We start from the raw sequence: 18,893 nt of genomic DNA on the forward strand, positions 1-18,893 counted from the left end.
CGCTTAATACGATTATTGATTAGGGGAGGATCACATGAGAGAAATAGATTATAGTCAATATTTTTGGCAGGATGAGGAGATTAGATTACGAGCAATTCAAGACGCTGACTGGGAAGGGCATTACTTCAACCGCTTTGATACGCCAGCTCGGCGCCTACTAGAGTGCACGGTTGAGCTGCCGCCTACGATTGCCGAGGCCAAAAATTTCGTTGAAACTTATGCTGATTTCTCTACGGACAACAGGCGCATCATGTTTGCGATTGAAAATAGAAACGCTGAAAATGTTGGAGGCGTTAATCTAAATAGTATCGATGAGAAAAACGGCACGTTTAGCATTGGCATACAGATCGATAGAGATCATCGAGGCAAGGGATACGGGACTAGAGCGATGAGAATTCTTTTAAAGTATGCTTTTATGGAAAGACGGCTTAATAAGTTTAATGACTATGTACTGGAAGGCAACGCAGGCTCAACAAACATGATGATCAAGCTGGGCTGCCAGCAAGAGGGTGTTCGCCGGAAAGTGATATACACAAACGGTGAGTATAAAGATCTCATTTTATTTGGACTAACGAAGGATGAATTTGTAGAACAGCATAACCATTGATTAAAGGGAGCGGTTTCTTTGAATGAAACAAAGAAGAAAGCGTATGAGAAACTGATATATCAAGCATTCCTTGATATAAAAAATAGTGGCGAGTTTAACGAGGAAAACTTTTATAGAAGTTTCCGCATTGCGCATGTTTTTCATAACCTTGCAGATTTTATCGTAATGGATTATGACGGATTTGATGAGAACGAATTTTGGAGAAGAGTAGACGTGATCGAGGATCAGTTTAACACTTCCCCTTACAAAAAGATTTTTAATGAGAATCTTAAGTGAATGCACGAGATGATGCCGACTAGGAGGATAATAGATTATGAATATTCGATTGTTCGAGCACAACGATAGGCAGGATGTAATAAATATATTATCGGAGCATCCGCTGCAATTCCCAGATTTCGTTATTGAAAGATATCCGCCTCGGTGGGCGGACTTCGCCAAAGCCCCAGCGGGTAAAAGCCAATATTATGTAGCTTATAGCGATGACAATCAAATAATGGGCCATGCAGGATACCTATTTAATAATGATGTAGGACTTTATGAAATCGTAGGCGTAGTCGTGAAAAAGGATTTTCAACGAGCAGGCGTTGGCAAAGCTTTGCTTTCTACCATCTGCAATAAAGTAAACGAGCTGAAAGAGAAGGAAATTATTCTTTATACTTTAGGTCATCCGGGGAATGAAGACACGATAACGTTTTATCAACGGATCGGTTTTGAGGTCAGCCTATATGAAAAGGACTATTTCAGCAGTGGTTACGATAGAGTGACGTTTATTAAACAATTGAGCTAGTAGATTCGTTGAGTATAAAAGAGTGGGTGATTGCATTCATGACTAACGATGTTGAAGGCTTGATAAGTGTTATGGAAATGGGTCGACCAGAAAACCATGGTTTATCATCAAAGTCATTGCTTGCGTTTTTTACACAAATCAATCAATTAAACTTGAAGTTGAACAGCTTTATCTTGATGCAAAACGGCAAGGCTACTTCCACGTTTTATCGTGATCCTTATCGTCCAGGCACGCCGCAGCTGTTATTCTCACTTAGCAAAAGCTTCACATCTATCGCAATAGGCATTGCATGTGACGAGGGCCTGTTGGATTTAAGAGACAAGGTTATCTCTTTTTTTCCTGATAAGCTGCCTCTCGCGATTTCGGATAACTTGGCTGAAATGACCATTCACCATCTGCTATCGATGAATGCCGGCCATCATGACAATATTTACAGAAGCGTAGCAGAGCAAATGGACTGGGTTAAAGCCTATTTAGCAATGGAAGTAGAGCATAAGCCAGGAACCTATTATCGTTACAGTACACATTCTACCTATATGTTATCTGCTATTCTTGAGAGAGTAACAGGTCAAAAGCTAACCGAATATTTAATGCCTCGTTTGTTTATGCCTCTAGGCATTTCATCCCCTTCTTGGGAAACCTGTCCACTTGGCGTCGTTGCTGGGGGAATGGGACTAAGTATTCCTACTGAAGGGATAGCTAAGTTTGGGCAAATGCTGCTAAACAAAGGCATATTTAATGGCCAGCGAATCGTTTCAGAGAAATACATTTCACTCGCCACCAGCATGCAAAGCGATACATCGCGAGACGAAGAGCGCATCGATTTTTCCCAAGGTTATGGGTATCAATTTTTTCTATGTCGTGATGGCTGCTTTATGGGGAATGGTGGGTATGGGCAGTTATGTTTTGTGTCGCCCAAACATCAGGTTGTTATTGCGGCAACATCGAGCTTCTCTTCCATGAAACAGCTTCAAACCATGCTAGATTTAGTGTATGAACATATCCTCCTGCAAATAGACACGGATATCCTCTTTGAAGATGGTGAACAAAAAACAGATTTAGATCAGCATCTTTTGAAAATGGCTAATCCGTTCATACCAGCATTAAGTGAGCCTAGTCCTATTCGCTTAGATGATCTTCGTTTTTCATTCATGGATAATAATCAAGGACTCACTGAGCTTCATTTTGCAGCAAGTGGGAACGAATTTCAGTTTAAGTTATTTTTTGGCGAACATAGTGTGAAGACGTATCCGTTTAACTTCAGCACCATAAACCATCCAATCGATCATTTTGTGAAAGATTTGGAGACACATGATCAGGAAGTGGTTACAAATGCTTGTTGGATAGACAGCAACCAACTATCTCTTACTTTGATCTACATAGAAACCCCGTATGTGATAACCTATTTCGTTCGCTTTTATGATCATAAAATAGAACTTAAATGTACCCATAACGTTTCATTTGGATTTGAAGCGTACGAATTAATTGGTGTGCAGGTTTAGTATTGTGACAGCATAGTTATGCGCTTTAGCAGAAATTCAGAGAGGATGCCAAGCGGCGTCCTTTTTTCTTACATACAGGAATAAAAAAATATTAACTTACCGAACGAATCGGAGTTTAGCGACCAATATCATATATTACAAAATGTGAGGTGAGTTCTTTTTGACAGCAGAAATCAATCGTCGGATTGAGCAGGTGGGCAGTAACATAATCACCTTGACTTGAAATATCATATTGAGTATAATTCCAATAAATTGAATATTCTAACAAAAGCTGCGATGAGAAAGAGTACCAAGGCGATGTCTTTTTACAGAGAGCTCCGGTTGCTGAAAAGGGGTAAAGAATAACTTTGGGAATATGGTCTCTGAGCTGCGCATCGAAACCTCATATGGTTGTAGGCTGCGCCGGAACCCGCACCCGTTACTGTGCTAGGGTATACATGCATAAGCATCGTACCTGAAGAGGTTAATGCCGCGAGGCATTAATAAAATTGGGTGGTACCGCGTGAGCACAGCTCTCGTCCCTTTGGGATGAGGGCTTTTTTGTTTGTCAAAAAAAGGAGGAGTTATGATGACAAATGTGTTTATTGGCGGTGCTTGGCCCTATGCGAACGGTTCATTGCATTTGGGAAGATTGGCGAGTGTATTGCCAGGGGATGTATTGGCACGCTATTACCGCGCAAAAGGAAATAAGGTGTTGTACGTATCTGGGAGTGACTGTCACGGTACACCTGTTGCGGTGCAAGCGATTCAGGAAGGTGTTTTTCCGGGAGATATTGCAGATCGATTTCATCAGGAATTTGCTGAATGTTTTAAACAGCTTGGGTTTACGTATGATTTGTATACTCGAACAGACCAGCCATTTCATCACCAAGTCGTTCAACAGTTATTTTTGACACTTTTAGAAAAAGGACATTTATATAAAAAAACAATCCAACAAACGTATTGTGAAACAGATCAACGATTTTTGCCGGATCGATATGTTGAAGGGATTTGCCCTGTTTGCAGCAACCGTGCGAGAGGCGATCAATGTGATTATTGTTCAACCTTGCTTGACCCAGCCGACCTGACAGACAAGACATGCAAGCTTTGCGGGAATCCTCCAATTGAGCGGCCAACGGAACATTATTATCTTGCACTCTCTTCCTTCCAAGCTGAATTGACTAAGTATGCAAAAAAAACAAAAGGTTGGAAAGAAAATGCAGTACAATTAACGCAAAGATATCTTGCAGAAGGGCTTCAAGATCGAGCGGCGACAAGGGACTTGGATTGGGGCGTGGCGGTTCCGGTTGCAGGCTTCGAGGATAAAAAAATTTACGTCTGGATTGAAGCAGTGAGCGGATATTTATCGGCAAGCCAGCAGTGGGCTGCTGAAACAGGCGGCAGCTGGGAGGCCTTCTGGAAGGACGGAAATGAGGATATAACCGCTTATTATGTACACGGCAAAGACAATATCCCTTTTCATACTTTGATATGGCCGGCTGTACTGATAGGCGCCGAGGAATACCATTTGCCTGATCGAATCATCTCTTGTGTATACATGACGCTGGAAGGGAAAAAGTTTTCGACAAGCAACAATTGGGCGGTTTGGGTGCCGGACATTTTGAAGCGTTATGAGCCAGACTCTATTCGTTATTTTCTGATCGCAAACGGTCCAGAGAAGCGGGATACTGATTTTTCTTGGCGAGAATTTATTTATAGTCACAACGGAGAGTTGCTTGGCGCATTTGGCAATCTAGTCAATCGTACGCTAGCGTTTGTGAATAAATCTTTTGAAGGAAACGTTCCTGAAAGCAAGCAGAGCGCGGAATGGATAAAAGCCATTACTTCTTTATATGTCGAGTCAGGTGCATTCATTGAAGAAGGACGACTAAAGGAAGCGATTGAGTTAATTTTTGCTACTATTCGTAGAGCAAATAAATATTTTGATGAACAAAAGCCATGGATTCAGATTAAAGAAAATCGAGAGGCTTGTGCTTTTACTATAAACACTTGCGTGCAAATTATAGCGAATCTGTCTCAATTGTTGAACCCGTTTATTCCTTTCTCATGCGAGAAAATAAGAAGGTTTCTAACTCTTCCTGAGCCTAGCTGGGAGCTCATTACTGTAGCTGCTAACCAAAAAATTCAAGGTTTAGAGCTGTTGTTTGAGCGTATTGACGTTGGTCGCATTGAGGAAGAAACAAATGCACTAAAGATTCAATCCAAAAGGGAGTGAGCCTATGAATAAGAGAATTATCGTCACTGGCGGAGCCATTATTAAAGATGAAGCTGGAAGAATATTATTACAGAGAAGATCAGACTACGGAGATTGGGGTCTGCCTGGCGGCGGAATGGAAGCGGGAGAAAAGATTGAGGATACGATGATAAGAGAGGTGTTGGAGGAAACGGGGCTGCATGTAACAGAATATGATTTGTATTCCATTTACACTGGTCCCAATATGCAGTATCGATATCCTGATGGCAATGAAGTTGTATTCGTCATGTTTATCTTCAACGTTGCGGTAGATTTAACAGGTAAATTAGCTGAGGATGGTAAAAATGTACTGCATAAGGATAGCAATAATGAGTCGCTGCAGTTGGTTTTTACGAAGTTGGAGGATATCGATATTGAATGTATTAGCAGCGTGCAGAAGCAGCTTTTTAGGGATCTACTGAATCATAAAACGGATATTTTGCGAGGGTGATGATCGAATTTTCTTTTTGTTGCAATAGTTTAGAATAAATTATAAATTTTAGGAGTTGTTATTGGTGGAAAATAAGAGTGCAAACTTGGTTCAATTGAAAGGACCATCATTGGTTTTTCTAGTAGCCGATATACACGAATCGATCCATTTTTATGAAGATATCGGATTTACTTCAGAAAATATTGGCGGACACATCCATATGAACTACGGAGATGTGACCTTCATTCTACACGAGGCTAGATTGAAAAGTGATATTCGGCCTAATTCCTCAGTAGAAGGCGGACTTTATTTTGATGCTTTCTGTTATACGAATCCTGAGGGATTAAGACAGTTACATAAGTTGTTTATTTCAAAAGATGTGAAGATTGTGCAAGGACCGCATTGGTCAGATGGATGGAGTGAGCTTACCATTGTCGACAATAACGGTTATCGTATAGCGTTCGGTGGGTGAGCAATGTTTTTTAAGTCGATGTGCCCGAACTTAAAAGTCTTGATTTGAATAATGGCATAAAGCATGTCATTAATCGAAGTATGAGATAAAGTTGAAGCGTTGAGAAATGGTTTGGACAGTTTTTGCCTAGAGTTGACTATTAAACGTTTTTTACCTTTGAGCGATACAGCAGTGAAGCTAAAATAAATGTATAACTTTGTTAAGGAGCTGCTGCAATGCCTAAGAAAAACGAGCTTATCTCATCATTATTATTTATGGCCAATGAATGGGGGTTAACGGATATCACGCCTCATGTGCTTAGTGAGGGTGGGAATTTAATTATTCATCTAGCTCCTTATCCCGTTGTGGCAAGAATAGCGATTGTCCTCTCTGAAGCAGATGAAGAGAATGCATACAAGATACAGGATCGAGAGCTGCTTATAGCGCGTTACCTTCATTCCAAGAATGTCCCTGTGCTGCTGCCAACTAGCCTTGTTGATGCGGGTCCTCATAACGTTGCAGATACATGGCTGACGCTGTGGGCTTATGTCCCTCCTATAGCCTTGCAACCTCCATCACCGAAGGAAGCAGTTGATCTTATTAACAAACTTTCTAAGGCGATGAAGGACTTCGAAGGTGAGGTTCCTATGCTTGGTGTTTGGGAGCGCACTTGTCAATCAGCACAAAGATTAATCCAAAACCCCGATGAACGAATACAAGCATTATTGCAGAAGTTTCATAAATGGGATGAGCAGATGCGGGAGGAGCTAGACTTGTTAGTACCAAGTCATGGAGATGCCCATGCAGGAAACCTGATACCAAGCCCGGAGGGCTGGTTATGGATGGATTTTGAGGACATATCATTAATGCCCCACTACTGGGATTTGGCCTCCTATGTTGGCAACCTTGTTTTATTTGGTGGAACACAAGAGCCAGCTTTCACATGTATGCTGAATCATTCTGATATTGTTTCTGATCAAAAGGCATTTGGATTTGCAGTTTCTGCACGCATATTGATGTCTACCTTAGGCAATCTGGATTTTGCTCTCGCAGGGCATGGTGATCTGGAGTTTGCAACGAAACAACTTGAATTAGCCGGGCCCATTTTGCAGCTGATAGATCTATTAACAGGCGAGACTCTCAAAGGGGAATAGATTCGATGAGCAACGATCAATTCTACTCTATAGGCCAAGCGGCAAAGATATGTAATATCGCTGTTCAAACACTGCGCTTTTACGACAAGATCGGCTTGGTCATACCCAGCCATACGGATAAATCCACTGGTTATCGGTATTACTCCAATTATGAACTTCTTTATATTAAAATCGTCCAAGACATGAAAACATTGCAATTTTCTCTTGATGAAATAAAAGCAGCTTTAAAAGATGGAAGCTTAAGCAGTTTAATAGAGAAGCTAGAATTAAAACGAAGGAACACGATTACTGAAATAGAACAATTAGAGCAGCTGGTACAACTGATTGGAAAGAGATCGGAACAAATCAATTATTTGCTGGATTTAGGCGATGAGCTTAAAAACCTTGATGTGTTAGTGGAATTAAAACATTTGCCGGAGCGGCTTATCCTATCTGATCGCAGCAGATCAGCCTGCGGGATGGAAGCATCGGTTGTGAAGTTTACACGATTATTTCAGCAGGCGGAAGCAAATGGATTAATTCCGAAGCAATTGATGACGATTTACCATGAAAATATTTTGACATTTGATCGAGAGGATTCTGATTTGGAGTTTTGTATTTCTACTGACGCTATTGGTGCTCACGCTCCAAATGATTATAGCCGAATTATTCCTGAAGGCGAGTATATTACAGCTCTTTATTGCGGAATTCCGAATGCTGAATCGTGCAAACGGATTTACAGCAAGCTGCTGGAGTGGATGGAGAAGCATAACTACATCGAAGCGGGCCCATCGATTGAGCTGTATTTGGTTGATATGGCTCAAATGATGAAGCCGGAGGAGTTTATTGTAGAGCTTCAAGTTTCTGTTCGAAAAGCGTTGACCCTATAGTTACTATAGGGTTTATATTGTTTTTATTCACCAAATGGGGAGGAAAAAACAATATGAATGTGATTTTCGGAACGGGTCCGCTGGGTATGGCCGTCATGAGGGAGCTTGTTGCTCTTGGAGAACCTGTCAAAATGGTTAGTTTGAGCGGGAAAGCGACTGTGCCTTCAGGGGTGAGTGTAAAGCAAGCGAACGTAATGAATGAGGATGAGACAAAGGCCATAATGAAACATGCAAAGGTTGTCTTTCAGTGTGCGCAGCCGCCATATCAGAAGTGGCATGAATTGTTTTTGCCTTTTCAGGAGCATATCATTTCGGGAGCTATAGCTGCAGGAGCGAAGCTGGTCGTTGCCGAAAATGTATATATGTATGGGCAGGTTAATGGGAGCATGCTTGAAGGATTACCGTACACAGCTGTGACTAAAAAGGGGAAAGTACGCGCAGACATGTCTAGTCGACTGCTGCAGCTCTATCAAGAGGGAATGCTGCAGGTGACGATGGGGCGGGGAGCGGATTTTTTTGGACCGAATGTTCACCATTCTTCTGTTGGTTCACGGTTGTTCAAGCCGATAGTGAAAGGCAAAGCGTGCACGGTTATGGGGAATCCGGATAAGAAGCATACGTATACGTTTATCGATGATTTTGGGAAAGCGCTCGTTGTGTTAAGTCAACATGAAGATGCATTTGGCCGTGCCTGGCATGTTCCGAACGATGCTACAGTTACAACAAGAGAATTTGTTGAAACAGCTTATCGACTTGCTGGATTCCCTGCAAACATTCAAACGATGGGAAAAACGATGCTTCGAATAGGGGGATTGTTTATACCGGCAGCGCGAGAAAGCATCGAAATGCTGTACCAGTTCGAAAATGATTTTATTATTGACAGCAGTCTATTTTCAGAGAAGTTTGGCTTGACGGCTACACCCTTAGAGGAAGCTATAGCTAAAACATTGGAATCCACTGTAGGGTAGAGGTTTTGCAGGCGTGACCATGAAGAGATGGAGGTACACCTATGGATGAAAATAATCAATGGAGTGCTAACACACTGGTGAAAATTGATCATTACAAATTTAGTGGACTGGACAGTTCTTTAATCGGTGCCATTAAATCTACGGCTGACTTTTATCAAATGCCTCTATCGGCAGCATGGATTTATGGCATGACGGGGCTTGCTTTCTTACATGTCATTGATGAAAGACTAGTTGAGCCTAACGGGGGACCTCCCGAGCCGGAGGTTTTTCGGCTTGTTCGCAATATTGGATTAGAGGTTAGTGGGCTGCATGCTTATGCGGAAGGAGAAGACTTTAAACGTCTGCAAGCGGAAGCATGGGAGAAAGCAAAGCGCGCCTTACGTGCCAATCATCCCGTTTTTTCTAAAAATATTGATATTCAAAACCAGACATCTGTCGTGTACGCCCATGATGATCACGGTTATTATACATATAATTGGCATACAGGGTATGAGCACAGCGAAGATGCAATACCTTGGAGTTTCTTAGGTCTAAGTTGTTGTCCTTGTATAAACTGTGTAAAGAATCGAGAGAAATCCGAACAAAAAAACAAGGCAAGCGGCCTCATTTCTTTGCATTCGGTTGTTCCTATTCAAGCAGTAGACGAACGAACCGCTTTTATAGAAGCGCTTGATTATGTTATTCGTTTAAATGAGGATGGCGCTTATCGGTGGCAGGATAAAACGTATCTTGTTGGTGCAAAAGCTTACGAACGCTGGCTGGACGCACTCGACACCGAAACGATGGATAAATATTATTTTAGTTTATTTATCGAGATTTTGTGCGAAGCTAGGAGTCATGCCGTGCAGTTCCTGACGGAATTAAAGAGAACACCATCAGGTTCGGAAGAACAAAGCCTAAATGAGTTAATCCATACATATAGACAAGTTGTCTCTCGATCTAATAAGCTGAAAGAGATGTATCCATATCAAGAGCCACGAGAGCGCGAAGTGAAACAAAAAGAGCAGTGTATAACCATCGTTAAAGAGCTAATGGCATTAGAGAATGACGCGTTCTCTATTTTAAAAGACATTTATGCTGGGGGACAATGATGATCAAATATCCGAGGTTTGAAGAAGGAGCAACGATAGGCGTAACGGCACCATCGCATGGGGTTTCTGCTTCTATGTATGACTCGTTTAAGCTGGCTTGCAGACGTATGGAGACGAAAGGGTATTCAGTCATTTGTGGGGAGACAGTTTGGACGCAAAATAAAGCCAAATCATCACCTGCCAAAAAACGTGCCGATGAGTTTAATGAAATGATGAGCAGCGATCACATTGATATCGTCATTCCTCCATGGGGAGGTGAGCTGTTGATTGAGATGCTTGAATATATTGATTTCAACCGCTTAAATGATAAATGGATAATGGGCTATTCAGATATAAGCGTGCTGCTGTTTGCGACTACGTTAAAGACAGGCATAGCGACTGCACATGGTGCTAATTTATTTGATCTAAGAGGCGAATATTCGGATGAGACGACAGCCATGTGGCAACCGGTTTTATCAACTAAGGCGGGAGAATCTATCATTCAATACTCTTCTAACAATTATCAAAAAGAATGGCAGCACGATAATCCAACCCCTTTTGTATTTCATTTGAACGAGCCTACATACTGGAAATCGACCTCCAACCAACAAGTGAAGACCGAGGGGCGTATACTTGGAGGCTGTATTGATGTGATTAGACATTTAGTAGGCACACCTTATGGTGATGTATCCGCTTTTCGAGAGCAGTTTATCGATGGTGAGCCTATTTTGTGGTACCTCGAAAACTGTGAGTTATCGACCGTAGATTTACGAAGATCACTGGTTCAAATGAAGCTGGCAGGCTGGTTTGAGCAAAGCCCATGCATTTTGTTCGGACGGAGTCCAGCAAATCAACCTGTAGATGGTTATACCGTTGAAGATGTATATCAAGAGCTCGCTGAAGAGCTTCAAATTCCGATCATTTATGATGTGGATTGCGGGCATGTCCCTCCGCAAATTACGCTCATAAACGGTGCTTATGCCGAAGTGGAAGTTAATGAGGGTAAAGGTATAGTCAAGCAGTATTTTAAATAAGTGGCAAAGGTCAAAAGAATTCTATTTGCAATATAGTGCTGATCCTAGAATTAAGAGAACGTAGCAGCAGTATTTACAGCAGAGGTGAGTCCGTCTTTCGAAAGCAATGGCCTGGAGCTATTTGCGATAGGGAGGACGGATTGGTATAAAAAAGTAAGCGTTTACATATGCTCAATTGGCGTGATGAAAATTCACAAGCAAGGATGGGTGATCAGGTTGGAAAATACGACAAGCAAACAAGACCTTCATCAACGTTATATTGCAAATGCGAATAAAGCGCTTCAAGAAAATGTGAAAACGATTGATACAACATATCGGCTTCATTATCATATGATGCCGCCAGCAGGCTGGATGAATGACCCGAACGGCATGATTTATTTTGAAGGACATTATCATCTGTTTTATCAGCATGATCCCTATCAATCGAAGCAAGGTCCGATGCACTGGGGACATGCTAGAAGCAAGGATTTAGTTCATTGGGAGCATCTGCCGGTTGCGATAGCACCCTCCGAGGATTATGACAAAGCGGAGTTTGGCGGACAGGGCTGTTGGTCAGGAAGCGCAGTTGATAACAACGGCGTTTTAACGTTAATTTATACGGGACATGTTGATGGCAAAACACCGGAAGAGGTTCAAGCTTTAGCAACAAGCACCGATGGTGTGACGTTCCACAAGTATGCTGCTAATCCGGTGATCGGTGATTCACCTGACGCGCAGCGGTTCGGATTCCGTGATCCGAAGGTGTGGAAGCATGAAGATAAATGGCATATGGTCGTTGGTTACGGCAAAGACGGACTTGGCAAAGGGTTAATTTATACGTCAAGCGATTTGCTGAGCTGGGAATATCAAGGTGCAGCTGTTCAGAGTGATGGCACGATGGGCGATATGTGGGAATGTCCAGATCTATTCCCGCTTGGAGAAGGCAATCAGCATACGCTGCTCATCTCCCCGATGAATATTGCACCTATCAAAAACCTGTATTTGTCAGGGACGTTCGATTACGCAAGCTGCCGCTTTGAGAAGCAGCAGATGGGACAAATCGATTATGGCTTTGACTTTTATGCGCCGCAAACGCTGCTTGATGATCAAGGCAGAAGAATTATGATCGCATGGATGAACATATGGGGAGCTAAGATGCCAGAGCAAGCGCATGGCTGGCTTGGCGGAATGACACTGCCGCGCGAATTGACGTTAGCAGCGGATGGTACGGTAAGAAGCAATCCAGTGCCGGAGCTTTCCGTGCTGCGTGGACAACAGGTTTCGGTGTCTGATGTAGCTCTATCAAACAACGAATTTGTCAAAATAGAAGGCGTCCATGGAGACTCTCTTGAAATGGATATTGTATTTGATCTGGCTGGAACGGAAGCAACAGAAGTAGGTATTCGTGTACGCAGCTCCGAGGATGGGACGGCCTATACTGAAATTAGCTATTGCATAAGCGAACAAAAGATTTATATGGATCGTAATCTCGGCGGTGAAGGCGATGGCGGAGTTAGCGAGGCGCCGCTTCAGTTGTCTTCAGACGGGCGTTTGCAGCTAAGATTGTTTCTTGATCGCTCCTCTATTGAATTGTTTGCAGGCGAAGGCAGAGTCGCTATGACCAATCGGGTTTATCCGAGACCTGAAGATACAGGTATCTCTTTCTTTTCTCGCGGCGGCGATGCGCTGCTTCAAACCATGAATGCTTGGCAGCTGCGCTCGATTTGGTCATGATGTTGATAATGTTGATACCGTAATTGTCTGAGGTTTGGACGTTGTTGCGCGTGGCGAGTTGTTGATGGATTTTACACCTCTATTAAATGATTTGGTAGATAAGTTGCAGGCAATTGGTTCGTGATTTTGTCTGCAATCTTCCCAAGGGCTGTTCCAAGCGTAGATTTATCTACGCCTGGGGCAGCCCTACTTTATTCTGATGGAACTTAAGCAAAACGATGAGCTCCCCTTATCCAATACACGGCTTACGAACCTAGAAACTCTTATTTAAACCATTCAGAATGGATTAACATTGTAACGAACTCTAGAATCGTTATTTCGAGAAAAGCAGCTAAAGACACCTTAAAAATCATGCTTTAGCGTTAATTGTCCACAGAAAATAAAGTATTAGATTGAGAAAATAAAGCTTTAGACTTGCGGGTGCTTCATTACGCTAACGGGCAGTTTAGTTCAACATCCCTTGCAACCCACGGTTGCATTTAATGGTACATTCAATTCAACATATACTCGATTTTGATTTCGCTTTCTTTATGATACTATTTGCTTTAGTTGAGTAATGGAGGTGATCCACAGTGTTAGATAATGTAAAAGTCGGTAAAAACATATTGGACTTGCGGAAGGGACTATCATTAACGCAAGTAGAACTTTCCAATTTACTGGGCGTAAGCCATCAAGCCGTTTCCAAGTGGGAACAAGGCGAATGTTAGCCTGATATCGAAGTTCTGCTAAAACTAGGACAGGTCTTCAGCAAGTCTGTTGAAGAACTTCTTCTAAGTGAAAGTTTATATGGGGAGCCAGTAATTCATGAAGTTAAGAATACTAAAATAGAAGTAACGGAACAATTTGATGTCTGGACAAAAGCATTGGACAAAATACAAAGCGAAATTTCAATTCCAAGCTTCAATACATGGTTTAAGAGTACGAAGGCAGAGTACGTGGAAAGTACATATTTAATTTACAGTCCGAACAACTTTACTACGGAATGGTTATACCAAAGATACTCCAATTTCATTATGCAAATTCTCGAAGAAATTACTGGTGAATCCGACTTTAAAATCGATTTTCGATCAATGGATAATTCTTCGACTAAATTTGAATCAAGTCTAATTCCAGGTAGAGCGAGTTTATGGTTAAGCTAACGGGAAACGATTGTTAATAACACACTTGATGAGCAGGCGCTACGGTGGGCTACTCTTCTTATTAAGCTAACGGGCAGTTTAGTATAATAAGGGACATTTGCTAGAACGTTAAAATATTAAATTGAGATACATTTAAGAAAAAAGATTGGGCTATTTAAAACGATATCAGCGGGGGGAGAAGTGAATTGGAGGATTCATTAACGGAAAAGAATGGCTTGTATTCCTTACCACTGAACCAAAAGTCTAAATTAAAGTGGTCTCTCCACATTCTTTATGGATTTATGGTAGTCGTGTTTCTTGGTTTCATTATGATACCTGGTGATGACCAGGAAAAATTTATTCTAAACATTTTTTTTCTTGTGTTCGCTATCATTTTCGGATACGTATGGCTTGCAATGGCATTGTTTAATAAGCCCCATTTAATAATTACTGACGAATACCTCGAATATAAATGGTTATTTGGACATAAGGTTATCATTTTAAACAGTATATACAAAGCTGAATTTTTTTCTGAAAGAGGTATTACTAAACTTGGAATTTGGGCTAATGAGCAAGGTAAACAGTCATTTTGGGAAACCACAGACCGATTTTTCGGCAGGGACTATTCAGTTAGTATCGTTGTTTCTACGTTTCAAAATATTGAATTTGATAAATTACGTTTAACAATTCTGTCAAAAATCAAAAGTTAGTGTTTAGTTTAATCGTAAGTATAGAGAGGATATTTCTCTTCATTCATTGAACTAACGGGAAACTATAGGTGAACAAATAAGGAGCAGTTTGCTACATGGCAGCTGCTCCATTTCTTTGTTAAGCTAACAGGCAGGCTAGCGTAAACAAAATGATCAAAAGTATTAACCATACGTAGTTAATTACATTTCGGGATTAGCGCAATGATTTTCGGCAGCTTCGTTTGGTTAACGGGGGTAGTTTGAGTAAATGTAAATATTTACTTGCGAACTAGTGTTCGGTATAATAAGCTTGATTCCATTACAAAAAGGAGATGTTGGATATGTATAAACACATTAAAGATTTTGCCGCAACTTGGCAGTATGAAACGGAAGCAACAATGCGGACACTGGAGATGCTGACCGACGAGTCTCTTGGCCAACAGATAACAAGCGATCATAGAACGCTTGGACGTGTTGCATGGCACCTTGTACAGACGTTGCATGAAATGCCATCTCGGACGGGACTGTCTTTCGAAGGACCGGGCGAAGATATGCCGGTGCCAGCTTCGGCAGCAGACATCGCGTCAGTCTATAAGAGGACCTCACAAGCGCTCCTTGATGCTATACAGTCCAGTTGGAAAGATGAGAATCTGCTTATCATGAGCGATATGTATGGTGATCAATGGCCAAACGGCTTAATGCTGGATATTCTCGTAAAGCATGAGATTCATCATCGTGGTCAGATGACAGTCCTGATGCGTCAGGCAGGCCTTCGTGTGCCGGATCTTTATGGCCCGACAAAAGAGCAGTGGGCCGAGTACGGAGCGCTACCTCCAGTAATTTAGAGAAAGATTATATCCGCTTTGGCCGTTTGGCTATAGTGGGATTTATAAGTATTTTATCATAGGATTGAAAGTGGTGGCTTGAATCATAGACAAGAGGATACCATCGGACTGAAACTGTTGATTCTATTGAACTAACGGGGAACGATAGTTGAACGGAAAATGGAGCAGTTTGCCGCGGCATCTGCTCCTTTTATTATTAAGCTAACGGGCAGTTTAGTTCAACATCCCTTGCAACCCACGGTTGCATTTAATGGTACATTCAATTCAACATATACTCGATTTTGATTTCGCTTTCTTTATGATACTATTTGCTTTAGTTGAGTAATGGAGGTGATCCACAGTGTTAGATAATGTAAAAGTCGGTAAAAACATATTGGACTTGCGGAAGGGACTATCATTAACGCAAGTAGAACTTTCCAATTTACTGGGCGTAAGCCATCAAGCCGTTTCCAAGTGGGAACAAGGCGAATGTTTGCCTGATATCGAAGTTCTGCTAAAACTAGGACAGGTCTTCAGCAAGTCTGTTGAAGAACTTCTTCTAAGTGAAAGGGTATATGGGGAGCCAGTAATTCATGAAGTTAAGAATACTAAAATAGAAGTAACAGAACAACTTGATGTCTGGACAAAAGCATTGGACAAAATACAAAGCGAAATTTCAATTCCAAGCTTCAATACATGGTTTAAGAGTACGAAGGCAGAGTACGTGGAAAGTACATATTTAATTTACAGTCCGAACAACTTTACTACGGAATGGTTATACCAAAGATACTCCAATTTCATTATGCAAATTCTCGAAGAAATTACTGGTGAATCCGACTTTAAAATCGAGTTTCGATCAATGGATAATTCTTCGACTAATTTTGAATCAAGTCTAATTCCAGGTAGAGCGAGTTTATGGTTAAGCTAACGAGAAACGATTGTTCAATACACTACGTTAGCTGGTCTAATGCTCAGCTGCCGTTTCTAATTGAAATAACGAGCAGGAATATAAAGAAATGGAAACGAGTACATAATTCAGCATCCAAAATAGGTTGATTAGCGTGATTTCAACAACCGAGGATTTTTGTAAGCATCATAAAACTAAAAGGAGTAGCTGTTACTATGAAGGATTTACATAATTTTGTTTCAGAGTACACGAAAGATAAGAAACATTTACATCTTGCGATCGGGATTATTAGAGAGGGCGGTATTGAATACTTTTCGTTCAGTAATAATCAAAAGAGAAGTACGATTCCTCCTGAGCATATGTTGTTTGAAATCGGCTCCATAACCAAAGTTTTCACATCCATTCTCTTATTAGAAATGGAACGGGAAAAACTGCTTTCCTCGGATGACATGGTTGGTAAGTTTGTGCCAAACGTTAAAAACGATTATTTGAATAAGGTTACTTTGAAAAGTCTTGCTACTCATACCTCTGGTTTACCTAGATTGGCAACAAACCACAATCTGGCTAAAAAAAGATCGAATCCTTATTCAATGTATACCGAGCAAGATTTAACTGCTTTTCTATCTAATGCTGACTACACGGATAGTATTGGTTCATTTGGATATTCCAATATCGGTGTGGGCTTACTGGGGAGTATTCTATGCAAAGTGTCAGGAAGCAAGTATGATGAACTGTTGAAAAAATACATAACGAGCCCATTAGAGATGAATGAGACAGCCGTTACACTTGATTCAGAACAGAATAGAAGGTTTTTGAATGGACATGCTTCAACTGGGAAGAGAGTCCCTCACTGGGATCTCTCTATACATGAAGGAGCTGGGGGGATTAAGTCATCGGTTAACGATTTGAGTTTATTTGTCCAAGCCAATCTAAATGATGATAATCCGATAGCCTCTACACTGCAAAAAAGTCATATCCCTATATGGATCGGAAATTCAAACCGCCATTTTGGCTGGGGTGAGGATAAACTTCTAGATAAAGGTATCCTCTGGCATAACGGGGGTTCAGCTGGTTTTAACAGTTATCTAGCTTTCAACAAGGAACTCCGTGTAGGAATTGTATTGCTATCCAATTATTCTTTTTTCTCGAATTCTCTTATGGATTATTATGTTGCTCAATTAATAAAATGGATTACTAAAAAAGAGCCTTCTCAAGGAACTATGATAGACGTTACAGGGTTAAAAATATTTGAAGCCATCCTAAGTAGTGAAAAGTCATGAACTAACGGAGAACGTTAGTTGAAATAGCCGCGGCAGTCTAAGACTTTATTTATCTGGTCTTGGTTCGCCGCTGCTTTTGTTATGGGGTTAGTCTAAAACTTATTTTTTAAAAGCTGACGATCTTTCAATTCAAAAATCGCGTTAATTCAATGACTCCAGTCTAATACTTTATTTTCACCGAACATTAATTAGATTCGTTAAAACGCAAGAAGCGTAGTTTTCTATGGAATAAGCTCAATACAGTTCGTTAGAGAATAAACCAACCCCTAATGTCTTACACGAAATCGTTTATTATGCGCGAATCTATCACAATAGTGACCATATAAATCAAAAAAAGAGAATTCCACCCCTTATTAACATAAAAATCCCCTTTCTTTCATAGGTGCAATCCAACTACTATAGGTATGAGTTCGAATGGTAAAAAGTATCATTTTTTTGATATTAGTATCAAATTAGTAAGGATGACCACGCTCTTTGATATCAAAATAAGCTAAACCTTTACAGCATTTTCCCACACCTCTTTCATTGCGCAGCTCTTTTCTAGTAAATGATTTCATTGCTAATCTACATGCTTGTCAGTCTCCCCAACAAGTTAACCCACATGTTATTTTAACTCGAATATTCAACCCGTATAAGCTTATACCTTCAACCAAAACTACTTAGTCGAATGCATTCAGAAGTTATTAACAAACTATTGTTAACGCTTTCATGTTAATGGAGCGATTTCTTCGTCTTTTTTATTTTAAAATTTGTAATAAATACAAATAAAAGTAACTTTAAGGTTGTGTTAAAGCACTATTATTTATCGGTATGTTAACCAAATTCACTATTCTATGAGGAGTGTGTTATTTATGTTTAGAGAAATTCACAAATCCAAAATTCACCGTGCGGTCGTTACGGAAGCAAATTTGAATTATGTAGGCAGCATCACGATTGATCAAGATATTTTAGACGCATCCAATATTTTAGAGAACGAGAAAGTACAAGTTGTAAATATCAATAACGGCGCACGGTTGGAGACGTATGCGATCACTGGCCCAAGAGGCTCAGGCATGGTTTGTCTAAATGGAGCGGCTGCGCGAATGGTTCAGCCAGGAGATCTCGTTATTATTATCTCCTACGCTATGATGGAAGATCATGAAGCGAGGGTGTACAAGCCCGATGTGGTCATTATGGATGAGAATAATCGGATTGTGACGGACAAGTATCAAGAGCTGCACTCTACAACGGTATAATGCCACAGACAAAAAGTAGGGG

Annotated in this window: 18 protein-coding genes and 1 other annotated feature; all 18 genes read left to right on the plus strand. The window is 41.0% G+C overall.

What is annotated here, in order from left to right:
* Window positions 1-34: 34 nt before the first annotated feature.
* The 18 genes from MHH56_RS09815 (at window position 35) to panD (ending at window position 18,871) form a co-directional block, all read left to right on the plus strand.
* Window positions 35-607: a GNAT family protein gene (locus MHH56_RS09815; protein ID WP_339207947.1), complete on the plus strand. Its 573-nt coding sequence runs from the start codon at window positions 35-37 to the stop codon at window positions 605-607.
* Window positions 608-625: 18 nt separating this feature from the next.
* Entirely contained in the window at window positions 626-883 is a 258-nt protein-coding gene (locus MHH56_RS09820; RefSeq protein WP_339207948.1) for a hypothetical protein, read from the plus strand.
* 37 nt (window positions 884-920) lie between these two features.
* Complete coding sequence (locus MHH56_RS09825) at window positions 921-1,394, plus strand: GNAT family N-acetyltransferase (protein WP_339207949.1); 474 nt, start codon at window positions 921-923, stop codon at window positions 1,392-1,394.
* Between the two features lie 38 nt (window positions 1,395-1,432).
* Window positions 1,433-2,896, plus strand: coding sequence for a serine hydrolase (locus tag MHH56_RS09830; RefSeq protein WP_339207950.1), 1,464 nt, complete (start codon window positions 1,433-1,435; stop codon window positions 2,894-2,896).
* A 264-nt stretch (window positions 2,897-3,160) separates the two neighbouring features.
* Window positions 3,161-3,422: a binding site (T-box leader), on the plus strand.
* A 42-nt stretch (window positions 3,423-3,464) separates the two neighbouring features.
* On the plus strand, window positions 3,465-5,111 hold the full coding sequence (gene metG, locus MHH56_RS09835) for a methionine--tRNA ligase (protein WP_339209543.1): 1,647 nt from the start codon (window positions 3,465-3,467) through the stop codon (window positions 5,109-5,111).
* Window positions 5,112-5,115: 4 nt separating this feature from the next.
* Window positions 5,116-5,580, plus strand: coding sequence for an NUDIX domain-containing protein (locus tag MHH56_RS09840; RefSeq protein WP_339207951.1), 465 nt, complete (start codon window positions 5,116-5,118; stop codon window positions 5,578-5,580).
* Between the two features lie 64 nt (window positions 5,581-5,644).
* Entirely contained in the window at window positions 5,645-6,031 is a 387-nt protein-coding gene (locus tag MHH56_RS09845; protein WP_339207952.1) for a bleomycin resistance protein, read from the plus strand.
* A gap of 215 nt (window positions 6,032-6,246) precedes the next feature.
* Entirely contained in the window at window positions 6,247-7,164 is a 918-nt protein-coding gene (locus MHH56_RS09850) for an aminoglycoside phosphotransferase family protein (protein WP_339207953.1), read from the plus strand.
* A gap of 5 nt (window positions 7,165-7,169) precedes the next feature.
* Window positions 7,170-8,033: a MerR family transcriptional regulator gene (locus MHH56_RS09855; RefSeq protein ID WP_339207954.1), complete on the plus strand. Its 864-nt coding sequence runs from the start codon at window positions 7,170-7,172 to the stop codon at window positions 8,031-8,033.
* A gap of 53 nt (window positions 8,034-8,086) precedes the next feature.
* On the plus strand, window positions 8,087-9,001 hold the full coding sequence (locus MHH56_RS09860) for an NAD-dependent epimerase/dehydratase family protein (RefSeq protein ID WP_339207955.1): 915 nt from the start codon (window positions 8,087-8,089) through the stop codon (window positions 8,999-9,001).
* 41 nt (window positions 9,002-9,042) lie between these two features.
* On the plus strand, window positions 9,043-10,092 hold the full coding sequence (locus MHH56_RS09865; protein WP_339207956.1) for a hypothetical protein: 1,050 nt from the start codon (window positions 9,043-9,045) through the stop codon (window positions 10,090-10,092).
* Window positions 10,092-11,105, plus strand: a complete 1,014-nt coding sequence (locus MHH56_RS09870; RefSeq protein WP_339209544.1) for a S66 peptidase family protein — start codon at window positions 10,092-10,094, stop codon at window positions 11,103-11,105. Before MHH56_RS09865 ends, MHH56_RS09870 begins: the two co-directional genes overlap by 1 nt.
* 183 nt (window positions 11,106-11,288) lie before the next feature.
* On the plus strand, window positions 11,289-12,818 hold the full coding sequence (locus tag MHH56_RS09875; protein ID WP_339209545.1) for a glycoside hydrolase family 32 protein: 1,530 nt from the start codon (window positions 11,289-11,291) through the stop codon (window positions 12,816-12,818).
* A 1,324-nt stretch (window positions 12,819-14,142) separates the two neighbouring features.
* Window positions 14,143-14,646, plus strand: a complete 504-nt coding sequence (locus MHH56_RS09880; RefSeq protein WP_339207957.1) for a hypothetical protein — start codon at window positions 14,143-14,145, stop codon at window positions 14,644-14,646.
* 320 nt (window positions 14,647-14,966) lie between these two features.
* Window positions 14,967-15,470: a DinB family protein gene (locus MHH56_RS09885; RefSeq protein ID WP_339207959.1), complete on the plus strand. Its 504-nt coding sequence runs from the start codon at window positions 14,967-14,969 to the stop codon at window positions 15,468-15,470.
* A gap of 340 nt (window positions 15,471-15,810) precedes the next feature.
* Window positions 15,811-16,377 (plus strand): DnaA N-terminal domain-containing protein, encoded by a 567-nt coding sequence (locus tag MHH56_RS09890; protein WP_339207960.1) that lies wholly within the window; start codon window positions 15,811-15,813, stop codon window positions 16,375-16,377.
* 194 nt (window positions 16,378-16,571) lie between these two features.
* Window positions 16,572-17,636, plus strand: coding sequence for a serine hydrolase domain-containing protein (locus MHH56_RS09895; protein ID WP_339207962.1), 1,065 nt, complete (start codon window positions 16,572-16,574; stop codon window positions 17,634-17,636).
* Between the two features lie 851 nt (window positions 17,637-18,487).
* Entirely contained in the window at window positions 18,488-18,871 is a 384-nt protein-coding gene (gene panD / locus MHH56_RS09900) for an aspartate 1-decarboxylase (protein ID WP_076270779.1), read from the plus strand.
* Window positions 18,872-18,893: the final 22 nt, after the last annotated feature.

It is taken from the genome of Paenibacillus sp. FSL K6-3182 (genome assembly GCF_037976325.1).
Classification (GTDB): domain Bacteria; phylum Bacillota; class Bacilli; order Paenibacillales; family Paenibacillaceae; genus Pristimantibacillus.